The organism is Streptomyces sp. NBC_01016, from assembly GCF_026341035.1.
In the GTDB taxonomy this organism is placed as follows: Bacteria; Actinomycetota; Actinomycetes; order Streptomycetales; family Streptomycetaceae; genus Streptomyces.
In genome coordinates, this window is sequence record NZ_JAPEOQ010000001.1 from 3,396,710 (window position 1) to 3,420,765 (window position 24,056).

Here is a 24,056-nt window from a genome sequence, read left to right on the forward strand (position 1 = left end):
CCTCAAGGCCCGTCAGGAGAACGTGATGCACCTCAGTGCCCTGCTGGACAGCGCTGTTCGCTCGGGCAGTACGAAGGAAGCCGTCGTCTACCGCGAACAGCGGTGGAACTACCGGGAGTTCGGTGCCGCCGCGCGCCGTTCCGCCGCCGTGCTGCGCGACGCGGGCCTCGGCCCCGGCGACCGCCTGGCCGTGATGACGTACAACACCCCCGCCTTCCTCTTCGCCGCCTTCGGCGCCTGGTCGCTCGGCGCGACCCTCGTGCCCGTCAACCACAAGCTGCAGACGGCCGAGGTGGCGCGCCAGCTGAAGCACTGCGGGGCGCGGATCGCCCTCGTCGACGCGGAGATCGGCGAGCGCGCGACCGCCGCCGAACCGGGCGTGCGCTGGCTGCTCAGCCACCCGGACACCCCGGCGGACCAGCTCCCGGCGGACGCCTTCGAGGCGCTCGTCGCCGCCGCCGAACCATGGACCGGCGAGGAGGGCCCGGACAGCGACGTGGCGGAGATCCTCTACACCTCCGGCACCTCGGGCACCCCCAAGGGCTGCGTCCACTCGCACCGCACCGCCGCCCTGACCGCCGCGTACTCCGCCGCGACGATGTCGATGCGCGGCGACGAGCGCTTCCTGATCTGCATGCCGATCTGGCACGCGGCGCCGCTCAACAACATGACCCTCGGCACCCTGTTCGCGGGCGGCACCGTCGTGCTCCAGCGCGAGTACGAGCCCCGCGGCATGCTCGAAGTCATCCAGCGCGAGCGGATCACCGCCCTGTTCGGCGCGCCCATCGCGCTCATCGCCCCGACCCAGGCGGTCCCCGACTACGCCGACTACGACGTGTCGTCCGTCCGCGCCTGGCTCTACGGCGCGGGCCCCCTCGACGCGGACACCGTGCGCCGCCTGATGAAGGCGTACGGCACCGAGAACTTCCAGCAGGTGTACGGGATGAGCGAGACCGGGCCCGCGGGCGCCTCGCTCCTCCCGGCCGAGCACGCCGACAAGGCGGGCGCGATCGGACGCGGCGGCATGCCGGGCGTGGACCTGCGCGTCGTACGCCCCGACGGGAGCGACGCGGAGGCGGGCGAGAGCGGCGAGATCTGGCTGCGCACCGACACCCGCATGCTCGGCTACCTGGACGACGAGGCGGCCACCGCCGAGGTGTTCGCCGGTGACTGGTACCGCAGCGGTGACCTGGGCCGGATCGACGAGGACGGCTATGTCACGCTCGTCGACCGGATGAAGGATGTGATCATCACCGGCGGCGAGAACGTCGCGTCGCAGGAGGTCGAGGGCGCGCTGCGGGGCCACCCGGACGTGCTCGACGTCGCCGTCGTCGGCCGGCCGCACCCGCAGTGGGGCGAGACCGTGGTGGCCTTCGTCGTGCCGCGCGAGGGTGCGGGGCTCGATCGGGACGGGATGCGCGACTGGCTGGAGGCGCGGATCGCCCGCTACAAGGTGCCGCGCGAGCTGATCCTGCGCGAGGCCCTTCCGCGTACGCCATCGGGGAAGATCACCAAGCATGTGCTGCGGGCCGAACTGGCCTGAGCTGCGCGGCTGTAGGGTCTCGGCATGGCCGATGAGCAGGTACAGCAAGCGCGCAGGGGGCCGGGGCGGCCGCGTCAGGAGCACGTCACCAAGGCCGTGCTCGAGGCCGTCGTCGAGCTGGTGGCGGAGCAGGGCATGGGCGCGCTGACCATGGACGCCGTCGCGACCCGCGCGGGGGTGAGCAAGCCGGCCATGTACCGGCGCTGGCCCACCAAGCAGGACCTGATCATCGCCGCCGCCGAGTCCCGCGTCGGGACGCTGACGGTGCCCGACATGGGGGACTTCAGGGCCGAACTGCGCGCGGTCCTCATGGAGCGTGTGCGCGCCTACCGGCAGCCCGGCGTCGACCGCCTGCTCGCCGGTGTGATCAGCGCGGCGGCGGAGGCGGGTTCGGGGCGCGAGGCGTTCCGGGCGTACGTGACGCGGGTGACCAGCGAGACGCGGCATCTGCTGGAGCGGGGCATCGCGCGCGGCGACGTACGGGCCGACGTCCCGATCACCGACGTGACGACCCTCATCGCCTCGTCCCTCGTCTTCCGGCTCGTCGCCGAGCAGCGGACGCCGGAGAAGGAGCTGGTCGATTCCGTGGTGGACCTGATCGGCAGGGCGGTCGACGTCCGGTAACGAGGGCTTAGCCGCCAGCTGACCCACAGCCATATCCCGTACGTGCCGGGCGAGTTATCGCCGGGTGCGGCTTTTGTGCTGCCCGCAGGGCGTCGCACACGCCCCGCGGGACATTCCTGAAATCCATGGGCCCAGACCCCTTGCCCTGCCGGAATCCAATATCGATACTGCCAGTTACGTAATAGCGTTCGCTGTTGGGAGGACCCCCCATGCACGACGTCGCGACGGCCCCCGTCGAGAACCCCAAGCCCGTACTGGACAAGCCCCTGATGCGTTACGGGAGCCGTGTCCTGGACCGGCTCGCGCCGGGCGCGGAGCAGGTGGCCTACAAGCTGTTCGAGGTCAACCCGCTCACCCCGCACTTCGGGGCCGTGCTCAGCGGTGTCGACCTGACGAAGCCGATCACCGACGAGCTCGCCGACGAGCTGCGCGCGGCGCTCCTCGAGTGGAAGGTGATCTTCTTCCGGGGGCAGACCGGCTTCAACTCCGAGAACCACATGGCCCTTTCGAACCTCTGGGGCCCGCCGGAGCCCAACCCGTTCTTCGGGAAGACCGACACCGTCGGCATCTCCCGGCTCGCCAAGGACGCCAAGGCGGCCGGCAACAAGAACATCTGGCACAGCGACCACTCGTTCATGGTCAACCCCTCGCTCGGCGCCGTGCTGCGCGCCGTCGAGGTGCCCGCCGCGGGCGGCGACACCATGTGGTGCGACATGGGCGCCGCGTACGACAACCTGCCCGACGACCTCAAGGAGCGGATCGAGAACCTCGTCGCGGTCCACGACTGGGAGGCCAGCTGGGGCGCGCTCATGAACGACGAGCAGAAGGCGGAGTTCCGCAAGAGCTGGCCGCAGGTCGAGCACCCCGTCGTGGTGCGCCACCCGCGCAGCGGCCGCAGGACCCTGTACGTGAACGAGCCGTTCACCCGGTACATCAAGGGCCTGTCCGAGGAGGAGAACCGCGAGCTCCTCGACATCCTCGTGCTCCAGGCGCGCATCCCCGAGTTCCAGATCCGCTTCCACTGGGAGCCGGACTCGATCGCGATCTGGGACAACATCGCCGTCCAGCACTACGCGGTCAACGACTACTTCCCGGCCAAGCGCGTGATGGAGCGCATCGCGATCGCCGGAGTGCCGCTCTCGTGACCACCGCATCCGCCGTGCCGGGCACGGCAGTTGAGACGGCTGTGCCGGGCGGGCGGCGGGCCTGGACCGTGACCGCGCTCCTCGTGGTCTTCATGATGGTCAACTTCGCGGACAAGTCCGTGCTCGGCCTCGCCGCCGACGAGATCCGCGCCGATCTGCACCTGAGCGCCACCCAGTTCGGACTCGCCAACAGCGCGTTCTTCCTGCTGTTCTCCGTCGCCGCGATCGTGGTGGGGATGGCGGCGGACCGGGTGTCGCCGAAGCTGCTGCTCCTGGTGATGGCCGTGCTCTGGTCCGTGGCGCAGGTGCCCGCGGCCATCGGCGGGGGACTGGCCGTGCTGATCGGCTCGCGGGTGTTCCTCGGCGCCGCGGAGGGCCCGGCGTTCCCCGTCGCCCAGCAGGCCACGCTGTCCTGGTTCCCCAACGACAAGCGGAACCTGCCCGGCGCGCTGATCACCATCGGCATCACGCTCGGCGTGATCGTCTCCTCGCCGAGCCTGTCCTGGATGATCCAGCACCACGGCTGGCGCTCGGCCCTGTGGGTGCTCGCCGGGATCGGCGCGCTGTGGGCCGTGCTGTGGGCGCTGTTCGGCGCGGACAGCCCGCGGGCCCGTGCCACGGCGACCACGAAGGCCGCCGGCGACGCCGCGCCCCAGGTCGCGTACCGGAAGATCTTCGCCAGCCGTACGTGGATCGGCACCACCCTCGCGTACTTCATGAGCTACTGGTCCGTGGCGCTGATGCTGGTGTGGATGCCGTCGTATCTGCGCAACGCGCTGGACTACTCGGCGTCCACCGCGGGCAAGCTGGTCGTCCTGCCCTGGGCCGTCGGCGCCGTCGTCCTGCTCGGGCAGGCCGCGCTCACCGGCCGGCTCATGCGGCGCGGCGTCGTCAGCAGGAAGGCCCGCGGCTGGGTCGGCGGATTCATGCTCGCGATCGGCGCCGTCTGCTGCCTCCTGACGCCGTTCGTCGACTCGGTGCCCGCGCAGACCGTGCTCGTCGCCCTCGGCTTCGGCTTCAGCGGCTCGTACGCCACCGTGGCCGCGACCACCGTCGCCGAACTCGCCCCGGCCGCCCGCAGCGGCGGCGCCCTCGGCCTGATGAACGCCCTCGTCACGGTGTCCGGGCTGCTCGCGCCCGCCGTCGTCGGCGCCCTCGTCGACGCGCAGGGCGACGCCGGGTACCAGCACGCCGTGTTCGTGACCGGGGTGCTCGTCGCGGTCGGCGCCGTGCTCGCCTTCGCCCTGATCGACCCGGAGCGCGACCGCGCCCGGTTGACCGGCTGACCTTCCGTCACGCAGCCTGCCCTTACCGGGGGTTACCCCCGGATGACATGATCGACGGCACTACCCCCCATTCCCCCCGCGTTTCCTAGGAGTTGCCCGTGAGCGCCGCAGCAGCACTCGACACCTCACCGCTGGACCAGGCCGTCAGCGACCTGCGCGAGCACGCACCGTCCTGGACCGCGACGCCGCTGGACGAGCGCATCGCGCTCCTGGAGCGGACGCTCCCGCGGATCGCCGACGGGGCCGCCGCGATGGTCGCCGACGCGGCCACCGCCAAGGGCTACGCCGAGACCTCGGAGTGGGCCGCCGAGGACTGGATCACCGCGCCGTGGGCCCTCGCCCAGACGATCACCGCCTACCTGCACGTCCTGCGCCGCCTCGCCGCCGGCAAGGAGCCGATCGACCCCAAGTCCGTGCGCAGCCACGAGGGCCGCACCGTCGTCGACGTCTTCCCGACCCTCACCTCCGACCGGCTGCTGCTCAACGGCTTCACCGCGCAGGTGTGGACGCTGCCCGGCACCACCCGCGAGCAGGTCCTGGCCCGCGCGGCGGGGGAGTACCGCGGACGCCCCGGCGAGTCGGCCGTCTCCCTCGTCCTCGGCGCAGGGAACGTCGCCTCGATCACCCCGCTCGACATCCTCCAGAAGCTGTACGCGGAGGGCGAGGTCGTCATCGCCAAGATGAACCCCGTCAACGCCTATCTACGTCCGCACTTCGAGAAGGTCTTCGCCGAGTACGTGGACCGCGGCTGGGTCCGCTTCGTCGACGGCGGCGCCGCCGAGGGCGCGTACCTCACCGGGCACGAGGACATCGACACCATCCACGTCACCGGCAGCGAGCGCACCCACGACGCCATCGTGTGGGGCACCGACGAGCAGGCCGAACAGCGCCGAGCCGAGGACGCCCCGCTCATCAGCAAGCCGTTCACCAGCGAGCTCGGCGGCGTCAGCCCCTGCATCGTGACGCCGGGCCCGTGGAGCGACGCCGACTTCCGCTTCCAGGCCGAGAACATCGTCACCAGCAAGCTCAACAACTCGGGCCACAACTGCATCGCCACGCAGGTCCTCGTCGTGCCCCGCGAGTGGGACGGCACGGAGAAGCTGCTCGCCGAGGTCCGCAAGGTCCTTGCCGAGCTGTCGCCGCGGCCCGACTACTACCCGGGCGCCGCCGACCGCGTCGCCAAGGTCACGGACGCCCACCCGGGCGCCGAGAAGCTCGGCATCGACGACTCCTGCCGCGTCCTCGTCCCCGAGATCGAGGGCATGGACGACGTCATGATCACGGACGAGGTGTTCGCCAGCGCCCTCGGCGTGGTCCGCCTCCCGGGCGCCGACGCGCCCCACTTCCTCGCGGCGGCAACGGAGTTCGCCAACGACAAGCTCCCCGGCACCCTCGGCGCCACGCTGCTCGTGCACCCGAAGACCGAGCGCACCCACTCCGGCGCGGTCGCCGACGCGATCGCCGCGCTGCGCTACGGCACGCTGGGCGTCAACGTCTGGTCGGCCTTCGGCTTCCTGCTCGGCTACACGCCGTGGGGCGCCTTCCCCGGCAACACCCGCAAGGACATCGGCAGCGGCATCGGCTTCGTGCACAACGCGTTCATGCTGGAGGACATCGAGAAGACGGTGGTGCGCGCCCCGTTCGCCCCGTCCCCCCGCGGCCTCTTCACCGGCTCCCCGTCCCTGTCCCCGCGCCCCCCGTTCTACGTAACGAACCGCACGGGCCTGACCACAATGAAGCGCCTCACGGCGTACACCACGGCCCCGTCCGCGGCCAAGCTGCCGGGAATCTTCGCGTCGGCGCTGCGGGGCTGAGCACCTCGAGCCCCTGCGGCGGCTGGGCATGGCGTAGGCACGGACCGCCGCAACAAAACTCCGGCCGGTCCACCGTGTGGGGCGGTGGGCCGGCCGGTGTCACTCAACCGTTGAGAACGCGCGCCTTCTCCGCCGCGAACTCCTGCTCCGTGAGCAACCCTTGCGCCTTCAGCTCGGCAAGCGCCTGAAGCTGCGAAACCCGATCCGTGCCACCGGCCACAGGCGCCGCCTGCTGCATCGGAGGGGGCGGCGCCATCTGCGCCTGCGCGTCCATCTCGTGACGCATGTCACGATCGGCCATCCTGCGGTTCACCCGGCCGGAGACCGCGGAGGCGGTACCGGAGATGACCGCGGTGCGCGCGATCGTGCCAAGGAGTCCGGGCCGTCCGAATCGTTGCGGCATGCTGACCGTCCTCTTCGTTCTCTTACGTGTACGTAGCTGTGTCGTCAGGCCGTGGCGAGCGCTTCGATGGCCTCGTCGACGGATTCGCGCGGGATGCGCTCGAGCATCAGCACCTGGCCGTTCGAGTCCCGCACGGCGGCGCCGAGACGCGCGGCCCAGGTGTTCTCCCAGGCCAGGACGAGCGCGGAGGACGCGGCCGGAAGGTTGTCGGAGACGGTCTTCAGGTCCTCGTCGCTGAGCAGGTCGAACCGTACGTCGGCCACCTGCTGGAACAGCTCGGTGACCTCGGGGTCGCCGAGCTCGACGACATCGACGGACCCGTCGGCCGCCTTACGGATGAAGCACAGGTCGAGGATCCGTACGGTCCCGTCCTTCTGCAGGTCACGCAGCGCGGGCGCGACATCGCCGCTGAAGTGGTTGCCGTCGAAGGCGATCACGGCGACATCCACCGGACCGACGGTGTCGGCGTTGAGGCCACTGGCCACGGGCGAGCACCTTCCCTAGATTGCCGTATCGGGTAAACCGATCAAATCGGATGAAACGGATACTAGGGCGAGGGTACAGCGGGAGCGAGCCCGGCGGGACCCGCAATACCGGCCATCCGGCCGGGGCGCGGCCGGCCCGTCGCGGCAACGGCCGACCGCGACGGACCGGGGTCTGCTATTGATGCGACGCGTACGCGGAGTACGACGACTGCGAGTCCAGGAGTTCGGCGAGGCCCCTGCGGGTGGCGGCGAGGACGACGCGGTCGGTGGGCCGCAGTACATACCCGGGGTCCATCTCCCAGACGGGCCCGGGCCCCGGGGCCGACTCGTCCTCCTCCGGAGCCGCCGCGAGGCCGGTCCGCCGTTGGCCGGGCGCGGTGGAGTCGACGGCGAGCACACGCCAGGCACCGGCCCGGAACGACGCGGCGACCGTACGCCCCTCCAGGTGCGGATGGCCCGCCACGTCCAGCGCGGCGAACAGCAGCACCCGGCGCTCGACCGGAATCGCGCCGAGGACCTCCCGGCCCATCATCGCCCCCGCGAAGGCGGGCGCCGCGAGGGTCGTGACGCTGCGGCTGCGGGTGAGGGCGCGCGGGTGGGCGGCGCGCAGCGTGCGGTAGACGGCGGTGGCGAACGCGTCGTCGTACAGGCGCAGGCTCACCTGAAGGTCCGGCTTGACCGAGCGGGCGTAGAGCGCGGCCTCGAGGTTGGTGGTGTCGAGACTGGTGAGGGCGAGGAGGGCGTGCGACCTGGACACCTTGGCGGCCTCCAGGACGCCCTCGTCGCGTACGTCGCCGATGACCGTCGGCACGCGCAGCCGGCGGGCGAGCGGGATGCCGCGGGCCTCCGGGTTCTCCTCCACGCACACGACGGGGACGCCGAGTTCGTGCAGCCGGGCCAGGACGCGGGTGCCGATCTTGCCGAGGCCGAGCAGCACGACGTGCCCGGACAGGCCGCGCGGCGGGCGGCGCAGCGCGGAGGCGGTGCGGAAGGTGCCCATCGCCTCCAGGACCGCGGCCATCAGCACCGGCAGCAGCAGCAACCCGGCGAATCCGGTGAGGAGTTGGATGATCTGCCGGGCCGCGGGCTCGCCGATCGCCGGTTCGTCGATGGCGAACAGGTCGAGCATGGTGAGATAGCCGGCCCGCCACGGGTTCGACTCGGTCGTCGCCCAGGTGGCGAGCGCGAGACCGAGCACGCACACCACGAGCACGGCCAGGGACCAGCGCACCCGGCGCGAGAACAGCGAGCCGAGAGGCAGCGCCCGCGCGGCGAGGCGCCGCGGCGGCAGTGCGGGTTCCGTCGGGGTGACGGTGTCGAGGACGACGCTGCCGCGCCCGACCGCCGCCGCGATCTCCTGGTCGTCCGGCAGCAGCAGCGGCTCCTCCTGGCCCGAGGTGTCCGAACCCTCCGTGTCCGACGGGTCGTTGTTCGACGAGGAGAGGATCGCGAGCGTGCACAGGCCGGGGGCGGCGGACCGGCCCCGGCCGCGCGGGGCGCGCTCGACCGCGCGCAGCAGCAGCCCGTCGGCCTGCACGACCTTGCCGGTGCCCGCCACGGCGGTCGCGGCGAGCGCGGGCGCCGCCGTGTCCGCGTCGGACAGGATGGTGGTGGACGTGTCGAGGCTCTCCGCGGCGAGGTCCGGCTGCGCGAGCGCGGCCGCCTGGTCGAGGAGCTGGGCCAGGTGCTGGCCGAGCTTGCGGTCGAAGAGCCGGATGACGAGGCGCAGCCGGGGGTTGAGGCGGCGGGCCGCCAGCGCGGCGCGGATATTGGTCTCGTCGTCGTCGTGCACCAGGGCCAGCGCGTCCGCCCGCGCCACGCCCGCCTCCGTCAACACGTCCTCGCTGAGCACCGCGGCCTCCATGACGCGCGGCGCCTGACCGGCGAGCGAGTCGTCGTCGGACGGCGCGAACCGGCCCATCGCGGCCTGCACCCGGCTCAGCAGCGCGGCGGCCCGCATCCGGCCACCGCCCTGCGCGGGTTCGCCCGCGGCGCGCGTCGACGGTACGACGATGGTGACCTGGGCGCGGTACAGCTCGCGCAGTTCGGTGCCGAGCCGTTCGGCCAACGCGTCGTCGCCGCACACGACCATGTGCCGGGGCAGGGGCGTCTGTTGGGACTGCTCGGGGTCTTCGGGCTGCTGGGGCTGGTGGGGAAGTGACACCGTGTCATGGTGCGTGTTCGATGTGTGTGGCGTCCACCGACACCGGGGTCGACCACGTGAAAAACCGGTGGCGGGTGGATGGGGGCCGTGGTTATCGTCGTCGGCGTAGGGGTGGCCGCGGCCACCGTGGAGTGCGCGCCGAGTGCGTGATCGAGGAGGTGTCGACCGATGGCTGTCGTTGCGACGGGCGCTGCCCGCATCCGGAAGCTCATCAAGTCCACCTCTGTGGCCACCGGCTGACCTCACCCTTTTCTCTGCATTACCTGCGCCGGGGCCACCCTCTGAAGGGTCACCCCTTGTCTTCCATCTCTTCTGGGTCCACGTCCTCTGGGCCCACTTCTTCTGGTTCCACTTCTTCTGGTTCCACTTCTTCTGGTCCCGTCACCACCACCGCCGTTCTCGACGCGTACGGCTGGGACGCCGACTGGGCGGACACGTTCGCCTCCTATGCCGAGCGCGGCCTCGTGCCCGGCCGGGTGCTGCGCGTCGACCGCGGGCGGTGCGACCTCGTCACACCGGAAGGGGTCGTGCACGCCGACACCGAGTACGTCGTGCCCCGCGACCCCATGAAGGTCATCTGCACCGGCGACTGGGCGGCCGTCGACCCGGCCGGCGCCGACCCCCGCTACGTACAGGCGTATCTGCCGCGCCGGACCGCCTTCGTACGCTCCACGTCGTCCAAGCGGTCCGAGGGCCAGATCCTCGCCGCGAACGTGGACCACGCGATCATCGCGGTCTCCCTCGCGGCCGAGCTCGACCTCGGGCGGATCGAACGGTTCCTCGCCCTGGCCTGGGAATCGGGCGCGCAGCCCCTGGTCGTCCTCACCAAGGCCGACCTCGTGCCGGATCCGGTCGGCCTGTCCTACCTCGTCTCCGACGTCGAGACGGCCGCACCCGGCGTGCAGGTGCTGCCCGTCAGCGCGCACGACGGGGACGGTACGGAGGTGCTGCGGGCGGTCGTCGCCGACGGTACGTCCGTGCTGCTCGGCCAGTCCGGGGCCGGAAAGTCGACGCTGGCCAACGCGCTGATGGGCGAGGACGTGATGGACGTCCGGGCCGTCCGTGACATGGACGGCAAGGGCCGTCACACCACGACCACCCGCAACCTGTTCGCTCTGCCGGGCGGCGGCGTGCTCATCGATACGCCGGGGCTGCGCGGGGTCGGCCTGTACGACGCGGAAGGAGGCGTCGGGCAGGTCTTCGCGGAGATCGCGGCACTGGCGGAGGACTGCCGGTTCCACGACTGCGCGCACACGGTCGAGCCGGGGTGTGCGGTGCTGGCCGCGTTGGAGGACGGGGCGTTGCACCAGCGCCGCCTCGACAGTTACCGCAAGCTCCTGCGGGAGAACGAGCGGCTTGCGGCGCGGACGGATGCGAGGTTGCGGGCGGATATGCGGAAGGTGTGGAAGCAGAGGGGGGCCGAGGGCCGGGCGGCGATGGAGGCGAAACGGGGTCGTGTCCGTTAGCTCGTTCGGCCTGCACCGGGGGCGCGGTCTCGGGGCTCCGCCCCGGACCCCGCGAGTCTCGTCCCAGAGCGGGGCTTGATTTGGGCACCCGCCGCCGGGTGCTTGATTTGCTCGCCGGCCGCGGAGGCTTGATGGGCAGCGTCGTGTCCGATTCCCGCCAGCCGGGTGGTGTGGCTCGCGGGACACTGGATGCGTGATGACCGACGAAGACACGCGCTACGAAGCCGTCCGCAGCCGCGACGCGCGGTTCGACGGGGAGTTCTTCTTCGCTGTCGAGACCACGGGGATCTACTGCCGGCCGAGCTGCCCCGCGGTCACGCCGAAGCGGCACAACGTCCGGTACTACGCCACCGCCGCCGCGGCCCAGGGCTCGGGCTTCCGGGCCTGCCGCCGCTGCCGCCCCGACGCGGTGCCGGGCTCGGCCGACTGGAACGTGCGGGCCGACGTCGTGGGCCGCGCGATGCGGCTCATCGGCGACGGCATCGTCGACCGCGAGGGCGTCGGAGGGCTCGCCACCCGGCTCGGCTACAGCGCCCGCCAGGTGCAGCGCCAGCTCACCGCCGAGCTGGGCGCAGGCCCGGTCGCACTCGCCCGCGCCCAGCGCGCCCACACCGCGCGCGTCCTGCTGCAGACGACCCCGCTGCCGGTCACCGAGATCGCGTTCGCGGCCGGGTTCGCGAGCGTCAGGCAGTTCAACGACACGATCCGCGAGGTGTACGCCCGCACCCCCACGCAGCTGCGCGCCGAGGCGCCGGACAAGCGCCCGCCCGTCTCCCGCCACCGCCCTTCCAAGGAAGCGCTTCGCGCGCCTCCCTCATTCGCCGTGGCCCCCGCCGCCGGAATCCCGCTGCGCCTCGCCCATCGCGGCGCCTATCAGGCCGGTCCCGTCTTCGACCTGCTGGGTTCCGAACTCCTCGACGGAGTCGAGGAGTTGAACGGGCTGCCCGGCGCGCGCACCTTCCGGCGCGCGCTGCGGCTCCCGTACGGCACCGGTGTCGTACGCGTCGACGAGACCACGCACGATCAGCCCGGCGCGCAGGCCGAGAACCGTGGCGGCTGGCTGGACGCACGCCTCCAGCTGACCGATCTGCGCGATCTGACCACCGTCGTCGGCCGGCTGCGCCGCCTCTTCGACCTCGACGCCGATCCGTACGCGATCGACGAGCGGCTCGCCCTCGACCCGAGGCTCGCCCCGCTGGTCGCCGCCCGGCCGGGACTGCGCTCGCCGGGCGCCGCCGACCCCGACGAACTGGCGCTGCGCCTGGTCGCAGGGCCGGCGGAGGCCGTGCGGCTCGTCGAGCGGTACGGCAAGCGGCTCGACGCGCCCAGTGGCAGCGTCGACCGGCTGTTCCCCGCGCCGGGGGAGCTGGCCGACGAGCCGGGCACGCTCGGCGCGCTCGCCCGCGCCCTGCACATCGGTGCGCTCCGCCTCGACCCGGGCGCCGACCGTGACGACGCCGAAGCGGCGCTGCGCGCGCTGCCCGGCATGTCCCCGCGCACCGCCGCCCTGATCCGCTTGCGTGCCCTGGGCGACCCGGATGTGGGTGTGCCCGAGGACGACTCCATGACCGATGACGCGTGGCGCCCCTGGCGCTCGTACGCGCGCCAACACCTCATCGTAGAAGGACAGTTGTGAGCAACAACGCCAACGCCAACGCCAACGCCAACGCCAACGTCAACGCCGAAACCGACACCGAACTCCGTACGGTCTACTACACGACCCTGGCCAGTCCGCTCGGCGAGCTTCTGCTCACCGCCGACTCCTCCGGTGCCCTCACCTCCCTCTCCGTGCCCGGGCAGAAGGGCGGCCGGGTCGTCGGCGAGGGGTGGGTGCGCGACCCCGCGCGGTTCGCGGAGGCCGAGCGGCAGCTCGCCGCGTACTTCGCCGGTGAACTCAAGGAATTCGAGCTGGAGTTGAAGCCCGAGGGCACCGAGTTCCGGCGGCGCGTCTGGGACGCGCTCGACGACGTGCCGTACGGGGCCACCACCACGTACGGCGACGTGGCCGCCCGCATCGGCGCCTCGCGCGCCGCCGTCCGGGCCGTCGGTGGCGCGGTCGGCGCCAACCCGCTGCTGATCGTGCGGCCCTGTCACCGGGTGATCGGCGCGGACGGCTCGCTGACCGGGTACGCGGGAGGCCTGGAGCGCAAGGTCGAGCTGCTGACGCTGGAGGGCTCCCTCTGAGAGGTGGAGGTGGGGTGGCGACTCAGCCCGCGTCCTCCTCCAAGCCCCAGCTGTGCACCTTTCGCGGGTGGATCCGGATGACCTCCTCGCTCATGTGGGGCCCCAACTGGTGGGGTCCCACGAGGAGTTCGGCCTTGCCGCGGATGTCCACGCCGCGCACCCGCCACGGGGTGACGCTCGCGATGTCGTCGACCACGAGCGAGACGTTCGGGTTGGCTTCCAGGTTGCGCCACTTCTTGGTCGCGCCCATCGAGTAACCGCCGATCAGGACCGTACCGTCGTCCTGCGGGAAGTAGCCGACGGGGTTGGCCTGCGGCCGCCCCTGCGGGTCGACGGTGGCCATCCGGCCCAGGCGCTGCGACTTCAGGTAGGCGCGTTCGGCATCGCTGAATTCGGTCATGCGGACAGCCAAGCACTCCGGCGGCCCGCGCACATCGGGACGTGGACCCGGACCGCTCCGGGACCGGAGACCTACGCCTCCGGACCGAGCGCGACCGCCGCCGTGTACCCCTCGGGCATCGGCACGTCGCGCAGCGACCAGCCGTCCGGGGCGCCGGGGGAGCCGGCCCGTACGCCCACGTAGTCGCGGTCGGTGCCGCGGGACAGGCCCGTGCCGAGCCCCTTCAGGTAGGCCTCCTTGCGGACCCAGGCGCGGGCCACGGCGAGCCGGCGCTCCTCCGGTCCCGCGAGCGCCGCCAGCTCCGCGCGCTCGCGCGGGTGCAGCACCGCCGTGAGGTCCTCGGCGACCTTGGCCGAAGGCAGCTCCTCCACATCGGCGCCGACCGGCGCGGGGGCCAGCGCCACCAGGGCGAGGTCACCGCTGTGGGAGAGGGAGAAGTGCGGGCCGGGGGCGTCCGCGAGGGCCGGCCGGCCGTGCGGGCCACCGCAGCCGGGGCAGGCCAGACGCGTGAACCGTACGTCGCCGGGGTCGCGGCCGAGCCGTTCGCCCAGGATGCCGCGGAGCGCGAGATGCGCGGCGACGTAGCGCACCCGGTGCCGGTCGAAGTGGAAGGCGGCGGCGCGACGCGACTCCTCGGCGTCGAGAACACCGGCGCCGTCCCCCGGCGGAGCGCTCCCCGCCGTCGTGACGAGCCACAGCCGGACCGGCCCGGCAGCGGGCAACTCCCGTACGTCGTCCACGCGTCAGGCCTCCAAGTAGCGCAGGACCGCGAGGATCCGCCGGTTGTAGCCGGTGGCGCGCGGCAGGTCCAGCTTGTCGAAGACCGCGTTCAGATGCTTCTCCACCGCGCTCAGGGACAGGTGCAGTCGCTCGCCGATGCCCGTGTTGGTGTGGCCCTGCGCCAGCACCTCCAGGACGTCGCGCTCACGCGGCGTGAGCCCGGACAGGGAGTCGGTGCGCGTGCTGCGCCCCACCAACTGCCGTACGACTTCAGGGTCGATGACCGCGCTGCCCGCCCGGATCCGGTCCAGCGCGTCCAGGAACTCCCCGACCCGTGCGACGCGGTCCTTGAGCAGATAGCCGATGCCCTCGGCGCCGCCCGCGAGCAACTGCGCCGCATAGGTGCGCTCCACGTGCTGGGAGAGGACCAGCACGCCCGTCGACGGGCGCCGCTCGCGGATCTCCAGGGCCGCCCGCAGCCCCTCGTCGGTGTGCGTCGGGGGCATCCGGATGTCGACGACCACGACGTCGGGGGCGAGTTCGTCGACGGTGTCGGGCAGCGCGGTGGCGTCCCCGAGCGCGGCGACGACCTCGTGCCCCTCCTCCGCGAGCAGCCGCACCAGGCCCTCACGCAACAGGGTCGAGTCCTCGGCGATGATCAGGCGCACGGCAGCTCCGCGGTCACGGTGGTGGGTCCCCCCAAGGGGCTGTCGACGCGCAGTCGGCCGTCGAGCGCCTCGACGCGTCCGCGCAGTCCGCTGAGCCCGGTGCCGGCCGGATCGGCGCCGCCGGTTCCGTCGTCCCGCACCCTGACGGTCAACACGCCTGCCTTGAGGGCGAGTCGGGCCTCGACGTCGGTGGCGCAGGCGTGCTTGGCCGCGTTCGTCACCGCCTCGGAGACGACGAAGTAGGCGGCGGTCTCCACGAGTTGGGGCAGCGGCCCGGGTACGTCGTAGGCGAGCCGCAGCGGCACCGGGCTGCGCTCCGCGACGCCGCCCAGCGCCTCGCGCAGGCCCGGCCCGTCGAGCGCCGACGGATACACCCGCCAGGCCACCTCGCGCAGTTCCGCCAGCACGTCCTGGGACTCCTCGTGGGCCTGCCGCAGCAGTGCCTCGGCCTGCTCCGGGGTACGCCCCGGGCGGCGGGCCCGGCCGAGCAGCATCGCGAGTGCGACAAGGCGCTGCTGGAGCCCGTCGTGCAGATCGCGCTCGATGCGGCGGCGCTCCGCGTCGACGGCGTGCACGACGGCGGCGCGGCTGGTGGCGAGTTCGTCGATGCGGCGGCGCAGGAGTTCGCGCTCGGAGGGGCCGAAGGTGTCGCGGGCCAGCCGGGCGTCCAGCGCGTACAGGGAACGCAGACCCTGTACGCCCAGGAAGAGCAGGGCGCCGCCGAGCAGGACCTGCCAGAGCAGTTCGGCGGGCCCGACCCGGCCGCCGACCAGGGCGGCGGCGAACACGGCGGCGATGACGACGCCGAACCCGATCAGGGCGAGCGTCACGGCGGTGACCGTTCCGGCGTAGGCGCGGGTGGCGACGTAGCGCAGGACCTCGCTGTCGCCGGGCTCGTAGTGCAGCGGGAAGCGGTCGCCGAAGCAGCCGGTGCGGCGGCGCCGGTCGAGGGCGGCGATCCGGCGGGCGCCCGCCGCCAGCGCGGCCCGTGCCCGGGGGCGGCTCAGCGGCCGGAGAAGGAAGGGGCCGAGGGCGGCGCCTGCGACGGCGAGGTACAGCAGGCCGGTGATCGCGGTGCCGCACCCGAGGAGCACACCCGTCCCCCTGCGCCCCGCCTGCGTCCACCCCACGGGAGCCGAGCCTACCGGGGGACGTTCGGCCGACGCTCCCGGTCCCGGTGGCGGCCCCGGCCGCGCAGCCGCACGACCAGGTACGCCACCAGCGCGACGAGTGCCGCGCCGAGCACCACCTTGGAGATCACGCCCACGTACGTCTCCACCAGGTCCCACTGGTCGCCCAGCCAGTAGCCGGCGAGGACCAGCACCGAGTTCCAGACCATCGAGCCGACCGCCGTCAGCGACAGGAACACCGGCAGCGGCATGCGTTCGACGCCCGCCGGGATCGAGATCAGGCTGCGGAAGATCGGCACCATCCGGCCCAGCAGCACCGCCTTCGTGCCGTGCCGCTGGAACCACGCCTCCGTCTTCTCCAGGTCGGACACCTTCACCAGCGGCAGCCGGCCCCACAGCGCGTACATCCGGTCACGGCCGATGACCCGGCCGATCCAGTAGAGGACCGCCGCCCCGACGACGGAGCCGAGCGTCGTCCAGAACAGGGCCGAGGCGAGGGATATCGCGCCCTGGCCCGCGGCGAAGCCGGTCAGCGGCAGGATGACCTCGCTCGGCAGCGGCGGGAAGAGGTTCTCCAGGGCGATCGCGAGCCCCGCTCCGGGGCCGCCGAGCACATCGACGAGATGGGCCGCCCAGCCCGCGATGTCGGTGGTCGGCTCCGCGGCGGCGACCGAGGTCACGAGGTGCATACGAGGTCTCCTGGCAGGGGCGTCCCGGCACCGGCGTCGCGGCACCGGAGGTCCGGTACGCCGAGGCTGCTGCCTCGACTCCTGTCCAGGCTAGGAACCGCAGCTCATGGCCACTACGAGGGTAACCGTTTGGCAAAGTGCGGTGATCCGCACTCATGACCCCGCGGTTTTCCGCAGGGTGCGGGGCTCACCCCCAGATGACCGCGCCCAGCCACGCCCCCACGATCAGCAGGCACGCGAACAGCTCCGCCAGCACGCTGGAGCCGCCCGCCCGCATGGCCGTGCGTGTCGACGCGAGCGCGTCGCCGTGGCCCCCGAGCCGCAGCCGCTCCGATACGTAGATCCCGCCCATGAACCCCGGCACCGCCCCGACCACCGGCACCACGCAGAACCCGATCACCGCGCCCGCGCCCGCCCAGAACTCCAGGCGGCGGGTCGCGCCCGCCTGCCGGAGGCGGCGCGGTGGCAGCTGCCAGCGCAGCACCTGGGAGGCCAGCAGGACGACGGTGGCGCCGACGAGGACACCCCAGGCCAGCCCGTTCGGATCCCGCAGCGCCCACACGGCGAGTGCGGCCCACACGAGCCACGATCCGGGTACGCCCGGCACCAGTACCCCGCACAGGCCCAGCACCATCACGGCGCCGACCAGGAGGAGTTCCCACGCTCCCATGTGCACAGGGTCCCCCACGTGCGGCGAAAGCGCAGGTCAACAGAGTCTCAATGAGGTCTCATCGGGCTCGGCGGGCTCATCGGGCGCATCGGGCTCACCGCGCCACCCAGCCCCGTTCGTACGCATGCCACCCGAGCTGCAGTCGCGTGGTCACGCCCGCCAGCTCCATCAGCCGTTTCACCCGTCGCTGCACCGTCCTGAGCCCCAGGTCCAGCTGCTTGGCCACGCTCGCGTCGGTCAGGCCGGCGAGCAGCAGCGAGAGGATCTCCAGGTCGAGGCCGTCGGGACCCTCCGTGCCGGCCTCCGCCACCTCGCCCGCCGCGCCAAGGCGTAGCGGCAGCGCCTGCCGCCAGACCGCCTCGAAGAGTCCGCTCAGTGTTTCGAGCAGCCCGCTCGCGTGCACCACGAGCGCGGCGGGCTCGCCATGGTGCCGGGTCAGCGGCACCATGGCGAGCGTCCCGTCGGCGATCACCAGCTTCGTCGGCACCCGGTCCACGACCCGCACCTGCTCGTCCCTGCCGATCGCCGCCGACAGCTCGGTCAGGCCCGTCGGCATGGCGAGCACCTCGCGTTCGAGGACGACGCGGTAGCCGACGCCCCGGCTGACGGCCTGCGCCTCCGCGTCGTTCTCCGTGGCGGGCACCGCGATCGGGTTGCCGGTGACCAGCGCGCACACCTCCTCGGTCGCGCCGAGCTGGATCTGCAGGAACCGCTGGGCCGCGGCCGCCGCCCCGGTCACCACCTCGACCAGGTCGTGCGCGGCGGGCTCGGTGGCCTGCGCCCGGAACTCCGCGGCGAGCCGGGCGGCCGCAAGCTCCGCCTCGTCCAGCTCGTGCCGCCGCTGGGTGAGCAGCGCGCCGAGCGCGACCCCGGGCGGCGCCGCGACCCAGCGCCCGGGGCGCGCCGACGACTGGGCGGCGAGCCCGTGCTGCTCAAGGCGGCGCAGCGCGTGCTCGGTCTCGTGCTCGGCGCGGGTGAGGCGCCGTGCCAGGTCGGGGACGTCGGCCGCGCCCACCGCGACGAGCGCCCGGTAGGCCGCCTCGTGCCCCTCGTCCAGACCTATCGCGTGCAGCATCCGGCGATCCCCTCCCCAGTGAACCGTTCCAACACCCCCCCGTGGCGGGAAACGGCCACGGCACATTCCCGCCGCACCCATCTTCCCTGTACCGGCCATCACTCTGCCAATGTGGCGCCACCGCAGCACCAACACCCGTCGGGAATACGGCCTTTGGACCGTATTGACCCGCGCTTCTACTTGGGGAGAGCGATGCGCCCGATATCGCGTGCGGCCCTGGGCACGGCGACCGCCGTCGTCCTGGGCATCACCGCGGCCGTCCCGTCCGGGGCCCTGGAGGGGAGGACCCCGGACGGCGGCCGGCCGCTCGTCGGCAGCCCCGCCGCCGCTGCCAAGAGCTCCGCGGTCACGGTCACGCTGGTCACAGGCGACCGCGTCGTCGTCACCACCGACGCCGAAGGGCGCCCCACGGCGGCGGCCCTGCCCGCCGCCGACGGCAGCACCCCGCTGCTGCAGACCAGGCAGTCGGGCAAGGACCTGTACGTCTACCCGGACAGCGCCGCGAAGGCGCTCGCCGGGGGCCGCGTCGACGAGGAACTCTTCAACGTCACCGGCCTGATCCGGCAGGGCTACGACGACCAGCACAGCGCGACGCTGCCGCTCATCGCCACCTACGACAAGTCCGTCGACGTGGCCCGCAGCGCGCCCGCCGCACCGCGCGGCGCGCAGCGCGGCCTCGTCCTCGACCCGGTCGACGGCGTCGCGTTGAAGGCCGACAAGAAGAAGGCCGCCGACTTCTGGGACGACGTCTCAAGTCCCCGCTCCCGCGCGGCCGGTGACCTGAAGAAGCTCTGGCTCGACGCCAAGGTCGAGTCGCTCCTTGCCGACTCCACGAAGCAGGTGCACGCCGACGAGGCGTGGGCCGCGGGCTACGACGGCAAGGGCACCAAGGTCGCCGTCCTCGACACCGGCGTCGACACCGAACACCCCGACCTCAAGGGCCGCGTCGCCGAGTCGAAGAACTTCACCGACTCCGCCGACGCCGACGACCACCAGGGCCACGGCACCCACACCACGTCCACGGTCGGCGGCTCCGGAGCGGCGAGCGGCGGCAAGGAGAAGGGCGTCGCCCCGGGCGCCACGCTGCTCAACGGCAAGGTCCTCAACGACGGTGGCTCCGGCGCCACTTCGTGGATCATCGCCGGCATGCAGTGGGCCGTCGACCAGAAGGCCGACGTGGTGTCCATGTCGCTGGGCAACCCGGACGAGCTGGACTGCTCCGACCCCATGTCGCAGGCCACGCAGGAACTCGCGCGATCCTCGAAGGACACGCTCTTCGTCATCGCGGCGGGCAACTCCGGGCCGAGCCTCAACACGGTCTCCTCGCCGGGCTGCGTGCCCGAGGTGCTCACCGTCGGCGCCGTCGACAGCGACGACGAGACCGCGAGCTTCTCCAGCCGCAGCCCCGTGCGGCGCACCCACACCCTCAAGCCCGAGATCGCCGCGCCGGGCGTCGACATCAAGGCGGCCGCCGCGGGCGGCCGGGGCGTGTACGCGTACCAGTCCATGAGCGGTACGTCGATGGCGACGCCGCACGTCGCGGGCGCCGCCGCCCTCGTCAAGCAGCGCCACCCCGACTGGACGGCGCAGCAGGTCAAGCAGGCGCTCGTCGCGTCCGCCGACGCCGACATCCCCGGTGACACCCGGGAGACCGGCGGCGGCCGGCTCGACGTGAAGGCCGCCGTCGACCAGAAGGTCCTCGGCGCGGGCGCCGTGCAGGGCGGCACCTTCAACTGGCCGCAGGACAGCAGCGACCGCACCACCGTCCAGGTGCCGTACACCAACACCACTGACAAACCGGTGAAGTTGAGCCTCGACGTCGACGGCGTCACCGGCAACGACGGCTCCGCCGTGAAGTCCCAGGTCGCCCGGCTCGGCGCCCGCACGGTCACCGTCCCGGCGGGCGGCACCGCTCAGGTCCCGCTGACCGTCGACCCGACCGCACACCTCACGAAGGCCCAGTACGGCGACGTCACCGGCCGGATCCTCGCCACCGGGCCGGGCGGCGTGCACCTGAGCACCCCGTTCTCGCTGTACGTCCAGCCGGAGACCGTCACCCTGCGCGTCAAGGTCGTCGACCGGCAGGGGAATCCGGCCACCGCCGGTTCCTCGCTCGACCTCGTCGGCACCGACGACGCGTCCGGCGAGCGGCGCGTCAACGACGGCGCCGCCGACCAGACGTACCAGGTCAGGCCCGGTGCGTACGCCCTGTCGGCGTTCGTCGCGACGCCGGAGACCGAGGGCACGCTGATCGGGTCCGCGACGTTCCTGGGGCGTCCGCAGCTGAACCTGACCAAGGACACCACCGTCGTCCTCGACGCCCGCAAGGCCCACAGACTGAGCGTGAAGACGGACCGGGAGAGCGAGGTGCGCGGCGCCACCCTCGGGTTCGCCCGCACCTTCGGCGAGGACAACTGGCTGCACGCGGCGAGCATTCAGGGCTCGCGCACCGTGCGCGGCTACTACGCCGATGTCCAGGGCGAGGTCCGCGACGGCGACTTCGAGTTCGACAGCTTCTGGCGCGCGGCCGCCCCGCAGATCAGCGAGTTCGGTGTGGTCGACGGGCCCGCGCTGCACCCGGTGACCAGCTCCACTAACTCCTCGAACCTCGACGGCACGGGGACCTCCGAGGTCGTCTCCGCGGGGGCCGGAACCGCCGATGAACTGGCGGCTGCCAAGGGCAAGTTGGCGTTGGTGAAGCTGCCAGAGGGTGGCTCCGCGGGCACGGTCGCGCAGGCCGCGATCAAGGCGGGCGTCAAGGGGGTCGTCCTGTACCGGGAGGCCGCGGGCCGCTGGTACCCGACCGTCGGCTTCGTCGGCGCGCAGATCCCGATGCTCGGCCTTGAGGCGGCGGAGGGCGCGGCGCTCGCCGGGCGGATCGCGGCCGGGACCACGACACTCCGCTGGAAGGCGACGGCGAAGAGCCCGTACGTCTACACGCTCGCGTTCCCCGAGACCGGGCAGATCCGCGACGACCGCGGCTACCGGGTGTCGGACCGGAACCTCGCCACGAACAAGGCCACGTACAAGGCGATGGGCGCGGCCACGGACTACGTCGACCTGCCGTCGGTGTCCCGGCCCACCGGACTGACCACATCCTTCGGGGACTTCGCCCTGGTCGCCGCGCCGTCCACCCGCACCGAGCTGTACTCGCCCGGTGCGACCGGCTACGGCCACCAGGTGTCCAGCAGCTTCCCGTGGGGCGAGTTCATGATCGACCCGGTACGGACGTACGAGAAGGGGGAGAAGCGCGCCGAGGAGTGGTACGGCGGCGCGATGGCCCCCACCACGCCGCTCGACGCCTCTGGCAAGCAGGCGCTCGCCGCGGAACGCCAGGGCAATCTGATCGGCGTCGCCCCCGGATTCTGGGGCGACGGTGAACACCAGGGCGTCCAGGGCTCGTTCGGCGACGTCGGCGGCGTCGAGCTCAAGCGGAACGGGGAGACCGTGGGCTCCACCGGCTGGCCGTACGGCGCCTTCACGGTCCCGTCCGGGGACGCGGCGTACGAACTCACGCTGAACACAATGAAGTTGAACGGCGGCAAGACCTGGCTCCGTTCCCCGCAGACCACAACGACATGGGCGTTCCGCTCGCACGAGGAGGAGAACACGTACTCGCAGGGCATCCCGCTGCTCTTCCCGCGGATGACGTTCCCCGAGGACGGCATGAAGACGCTCGCCGCGAAGGACGGCCAGAAGGTCGCCCTGACGGCGACGGGTCACGCGGGCTACGAGCCGGGCGCCCTGACGAAGGCCGCGCTCTCGTACTCGTACGACGGTGGGGAGACCTGGACCGAGGCGAAGACCTCGAAGCGGGACGGCAAGTGGACCGCGACGGTCGACCACGCGGGGGCCTCCGGCAAGCAGGTCACCCTCAAGGTCCAACTGACGGACGCGAAGGGCAACTCGGTCACGCAGACGGTGAACCGGGCGTACGACGTGCATTAGTTCGGACGCTCACCCGATCCGGTCCGCCGGGTGGTCCTCCCGTGGGGGGTAGGGCCGCCCGGCGGGCCCATTTCGGTGGGCTTTTCCCGATGCCCCGTTTTCGTACGGCCCGTGCCGTGGACAATGAGGGCATGAGCCAGCAGGGGGAGAGGCCCACCGGTCACCCGGCCCAAGGGGACGACTGGTGGGGGAAGTTGTACGACAACGAGGCCGCCGCCGAGGACACCGGGCCCACTCCGGCCCCGGACACCCTGGACGACCGCTTCAGCTCGGCCGGCGCGGTCGCGTCCCCGCACTCTCCGCCGCCCCCGGCCCCACCGGCCGTCGACGACCCACCCGTGCCGGAGCCCCGCCACGCCCCGTACCCGGAGACACACCACGTCTGGACCACCCCACCCGTCCCGGACGAACCCGGCGCCGACGCACCCGAGGCGGAACCACCGCCACCTCCGGAAGCTGCGCCACCCCTGCCGGAGGCTCCGCCCCCGCCCGAAGCCGCGCCACCCCTGCCGGAGACGCCTCAGTCCGTAGCCGTACCGCCCCTGCCAGAGACGCCTCCCCCTCCGCCGGAAGCACCCCGCGTAGAAGCCCCACCGGCCCCTCCGGAGGCACCCCCACTCCCGCCGGAGGCGCCCCGCGGCGAAGAGACCCACCCGGCCCCGCCGCAAGAGGACCCCGTCATCTACGTAGGCGACGGTCCGCCCACCTACGACGCCGAGCCGAGCGCCCTTCCTCTCGCCGATCCGGAGGACCTGGACGATCTCGTCGCGGACACCGTGCTCGACGGGGCGCGGTGCGGGGTGTCGACCTTGCGGGCCGTGTCCGTGCGGGGGGACTCCGCGCGGTACCGGGGCGAGCTGCGGCGCGACAGTCTGCTCACCGCGCGGTTCGGGAGCGGGTCCACGGCGCTGATCCTCGTGGCGATGGCCACCGGCGCCCGCGCCACACCCGGCGCGCACCGGGCCGCCGCCGAGGTCTGCGAGTGGATCGGGCGGGCCGTCGGGCTCAGCCACACGCGGCTCGCGGAGGACGTGCGGGCGGGCCGCAGGGGCGACCTCAAGTCGGGCCTGCACCGGCTCACCGACCGCAGCCTCGGCAAGCTGCGGGCCGGCGCCACCGAACAGGGCCTCGACCCGGAGCAGTACGCCGCGACGCTCCGCTGCCTGCTGCTGCCCGCCGACCCGGCGTGCCGCACCCGCGTGTTCTTCGGCATCGGCGAGGGCGGACTCTTCCGGTTGCGGGACGGGGAGTGGCGGGACATAGAGCCGAGCGTCGCCGAGCAGAGCGGCGAACCCGTCGTCGGCTTCGGTTCGACGCCGCCGGCCGAGACACCGGACGGCGACCGGCTCACGATGGACCTCAACATCACGACGCCCCCGAGCCCCTACGAGCCCGCGCCCCCGCCGCCCCGCGACGCCTTCCGGTTCCGCGCCTCCGTCGCCCGACCGGGGGACACGCTGCTGCTCTGCTCGCCCGGCCTCGCCGAACCGCTCCGCGGAGAGCCGGATCTCGCCCGCCACCTGGCGAACAGGTGGGCGGACGCCGACCCTCCGGGCCTCGCAACATTCCTCGCGGACACCCAGGTCCGGGTGAAGGGATACGCCGACGATCGAACGGCTGCGGCCGTCTGGGAGGCGTGAGC

20 protein-coding genes are annotated in these 24,056 nt (G+C 72.7%); 10 read left to right on the forward strand and 10 right to left on the reverse strand.

Going from position 1 to position 24,056, the window contains the following annotated elements:
* Nucleotides 1-25: 25 nt before the first annotated feature.
* The 5 genes from OG746_RS15620 to OG746_RS15640 all read left to right on the forward strand — a co-directional run bounded on the left by OG746_RS15620 (nt 26) and on the right by OG746_RS15640 (nt 6,412).
* The gene (locus tag OG746_RS15620; protein ID WP_266715202.1) at nt 26-1,543 is read left to right on the forward strand and encodes a class I adenylate-forming enzyme family protein; all 1,518 of its coding nucleotides are present in this window, start codon (nt 26-28) and stop codon (nt 1,541-1,543) included.
* A gap of 24 nt (nt 1,544-1,567) precedes the next feature.
* A complete protein-coding gene (locus OG746_RS15625) occupies nt 1,568-2,167 on the forward strand; it encodes a TetR/AcrR family transcriptional regulator (protein WP_266715203.1) in 600 nt (199 codons plus the stop codon).
* A gap of 209 nt (nt 2,168-2,376) precedes the next feature.
* Nucleotides 2,377-3,312, forward strand: a complete 936-nt coding sequence (locus tag OG746_RS15630; RefSeq protein WP_266715204.1) for a TauD/TfdA dioxygenase family protein — start codon at nt 2,377-2,379, stop codon at nt 3,310-3,312.
* Nucleotides 3,309-4,598, forward strand: coding sequence for an MFS transporter (locus OG746_RS15635; protein ID WP_266715205.1), 1,290 nt, complete (start codon nt 3,309-3,311; stop codon nt 4,596-4,598). The genes OG746_RS15630 and OG746_RS15635 overlap by 4 nt, the downstream gene beginning before the upstream one ends.
* A 98-nt stretch (nt 4,599-4,696) precedes the next feature.
* Nucleotides 4,697-6,412, forward strand: coding sequence for an aldehyde dehydrogenase family protein (locus OG746_RS15640; RefSeq protein ID WP_266715206.1), 1,716 nt, complete (start codon nt 4,697-4,699; stop codon nt 6,410-6,412).
* A gap of 103 nt (nt 6,413-6,515) precedes the next feature.
* Here the strand turns inward: OG746_RS15640 and OG746_RS15645 are convergent, their stop codons facing one another.
* The 3 genes from OG746_RS15645 to OG746_RS15655 form a co-directional block, all read right to left on the reverse strand.
* On the reverse strand, nt 6,516-6,815 hold the full coding sequence (locus tag OG746_RS15645) for an SHOCT domain-containing protein (RefSeq protein ID WP_266715207.1): 300 nt from the start codon (nt 6,813-6,815) through the stop codon (nt 6,516-6,518).
* A gap of 44 nt (nt 6,816-6,859) precedes the next feature.
* On the reverse strand, nt 6,860-7,300 hold the full coding sequence (locus OG746_RS15650) for a DUF6325 family protein (RefSeq protein ID WP_266715208.1): 441 nt from the start codon (nt 7,298-7,300) through the stop codon (nt 6,860-6,862).
* Nucleotides 7,301-7,475: 175 nt separating this feature from the next.
* Nucleotides 7,476-9,392, reverse strand: a complete 1,917-nt coding sequence (locus tag OG746_RS15655; RefSeq protein ID WP_266718980.1) for a potassium channel family protein — start codon at nt 9,390-9,392, stop codon at nt 7,476-7,478.
* Nucleotides 9,393-9,760: 368 nt separating this feature from the next.
* Between OG746_RS15655 and rsgA the strand changes: the two genes are divergently transcribed.
* The 3 genes from rsgA (at nt 9,761) to OG746_RS15670 (ending at nt 13,114) form a co-directional block, all read left to right on the forward strand.
* Entirely contained in the window at nt 9,761-10,930 is a 1,170-nt protein-coding gene (gene rsgA / locus OG746_RS15660; protein WP_524540414.1) for a ribosome small subunit-dependent GTPase A, read from the forward strand.
* A 196-nt stretch (nt 10,931-11,126) separates the two neighbouring features.
* Nucleotides 11,127-12,566, forward strand: coding sequence for a DNA-3-methyladenine glycosylase 2 family protein (locus OG746_RS15665; RefSeq protein WP_266715209.1), 1,440 nt, complete (start codon nt 11,127-11,129; stop codon nt 12,564-12,566).
* Nucleotides 12,563-13,114, forward strand: a complete 552-nt coding sequence (locus tag OG746_RS15670; RefSeq protein ID WP_266715210.1) for a methylated-DNA--[protein]-cysteine S-methyltransferase — start codon at nt 12,563-12,565, stop codon at nt 13,112-13,114. The genes OG746_RS15665 and OG746_RS15670 overlap by 4 nt, the downstream gene beginning before the upstream one ends.
* A 22-nt stretch (nt 13,115-13,136) precedes the next feature.
* Here OG746_RS15670 and OG746_RS15675 read toward each other — a convergent pair whose 3' ends face one another.
* The 7 genes from OG746_RS15675 to OG746_RS15705 all read right to left on the reverse strand — a co-directional run bounded on the left by OG746_RS15675 (nt 13,137) and on the right by OG746_RS15705 (nt 18,466).
* Nucleotides 13,137-13,514 (reverse strand): PPOX class F420-dependent oxidoreductase, encoded by a 378-nt coding sequence (locus OG746_RS15675; RefSeq protein WP_266715211.1) that lies wholly within the window; start codon nt 13,512-13,514, stop codon nt 13,137-13,139.
* 71 nt (nt 13,515-13,585) lie between these two features.
* Nucleotides 13,586-14,254 (reverse strand): 4'-phosphopantetheinyl transferase family protein, encoded by a 669-nt coding sequence (locus OG746_RS15680; RefSeq protein WP_266715212.1) that lies wholly within the window; start codon nt 14,252-14,254, stop codon nt 13,586-13,588.
* Between the two features lie 3 nt (nt 14,255-14,257).
* Nucleotides 14,258-14,902 carry a response regulator transcription factor gene (locus tag OG746_RS15685; protein ID WP_266715213.1) on the reverse strand — a complete coding sequence of 215 codons (645 nt, stop codon included), beginning with the start codon at nt 14,900-14,902 and terminating at the stop codon, nt 14,258-14,260.
* The gene (locus tag OG746_RS15690; protein ID WP_266715214.1) at nt 14,893-16,032 is read right to left on the reverse strand and encodes a sensor histidine kinase; all 1,140 of its coding nucleotides are present in this window, start codon (nt 16,030-16,032) and stop codon (nt 14,893-14,895) included. Before OG746_RS15690 ends, OG746_RS15685 begins: the two co-directional genes overlap by 10 nt.
* Nucleotides 16,033-16,043: 11 nt before the next feature.
* Nucleotides 16,044-16,721, reverse strand: a complete 678-nt coding sequence (locus OG746_RS15695; protein ID WP_266715215.1) for a DedA family protein — start codon at nt 16,719-16,721, stop codon at nt 16,044-16,046.
* Between the two features lie 187 nt (nt 16,722-16,908).
* Nucleotides 16,909-17,391 carry a DUF456 domain-containing protein gene (locus tag OG746_RS15700; protein ID WP_266715216.1) on the reverse strand — a complete coding sequence of 161 codons (483 nt, stop codon included), beginning with the start codon at nt 17,389-17,391 and terminating at the stop codon, nt 16,909-16,911.
* Nucleotides 17,392-17,485: 94 nt separating this feature from the next.
* Nucleotides 17,486-18,466: a helix-turn-helix transcriptional regulator gene (locus OG746_RS15705; protein ID WP_266715217.1), complete on the reverse strand. Its 981-nt coding sequence runs from the start codon at nt 18,464-18,466 to the stop codon at nt 17,486-17,488.
* A 192-nt stretch (nt 18,467-18,658) separates the two neighbouring features.
* On the opposite strand from OG746_RS15705, the gene OG746_RS15710 reads away from it, so the two are divergent.
* Nucleotides 18,659-22,414: a S8 family peptidase gene (locus OG746_RS15710; protein ID WP_266715218.1), complete on the forward strand. Its 3,756-nt coding sequence runs from the start codon at nt 18,659-18,661 to the stop codon at nt 22,412-22,414.
* Between the two features lie 131 nt (nt 22,415-22,545).
* Nucleotides 22,546-24,054, forward strand: a complete 1,509-nt coding sequence (locus OG746_RS15715) for a protein phosphatase 2C domain-containing protein (RefSeq protein WP_266715219.1) — start codon at nt 22,546-22,548, stop codon at nt 24,052-24,054.
* Nucleotides 24,055-24,056: the final 2 nt, after the last annotated feature.

Coding starts and splice junctions, on each gene's coding strand:
- OG746_RS15625 (WP_266715203.1), top strand. CDS start 1,568: ATGGCCGATGAGCAGGTACAGCAAGCGCGCAGGGGGCCGGGGCGGCCG.
- OG746_RS15715 (WP_266715219.1), top strand. CDS start 22,546: ATGAGCCAGCAGGGGGAGAGGCCCACCGGTCACCCGGCCCAAGGGGAC.
- OG746_RS15705 (WP_266715217.1), bottom strand. CDS start 18,466: ATGCTGCACGCGATAGGTCTGGACGAGGGGCACGAGGCGGCCTACCGG.
- OG746_RS15665 (WP_266715209.1), top strand. CDS start 11,127: ATGACCGACGAAGACACGCGCTACGAAGCCGTCCGCAGCCGCGACGCG.
- OG746_RS15710 (WP_266715218.1), top strand. CDS start 18,659: ATGCGCCCGATATCGCGTGCGGCCCTGGGCACGGCGACCGCCGTCGTC.
- OG746_RS15645 (WP_266715207.1), bottom strand. CDS start 6,815: ATGCCGCAACGATTCGGACGGCCCGGACTCCTTGGCACGATCGCGCGC.
- OG746_RS15620 (WP_266715202.1), top strand. CDS start 26: ATGCACCTCAGTGCCCTGCTGGACAGCGCTGTTCGCTCGGGCAGTACG.
- OG746_RS15700 (WP_266715216.1), bottom strand. CDS start 17,391: ATGGGAGCGTGGGAACTCCTCCTGGTCGGCGCCGTGATGGTGCTGGGC.
- OG746_RS15695 (WP_266715215.1), bottom strand. CDS start 16,721: ATGCACCTCGTGACCTCGGTCGCCGCCGCGGAGCCGACCACCGACATC.
- OG746_RS15675 (WP_266715211.1), bottom strand. CDS start 13,514: ATGACCGAATTCAGCGATGCCGAACGCGCCTACCTGAAGTCGCAGCGC.
- OG746_RS15630 (WP_266715204.1), top strand. CDS start 2,377: ATGCACGACGTCGCGACGGCCCCCGTCGAGAACCCCAAGCCCGTACTG.
- OG746_RS15655 (WP_266718980.1), bottom strand. CDS start 9,392: ATGGTCGTGTGCGGCGACGACGCGTTGGCCGAACGGCTCGGCACCGAA.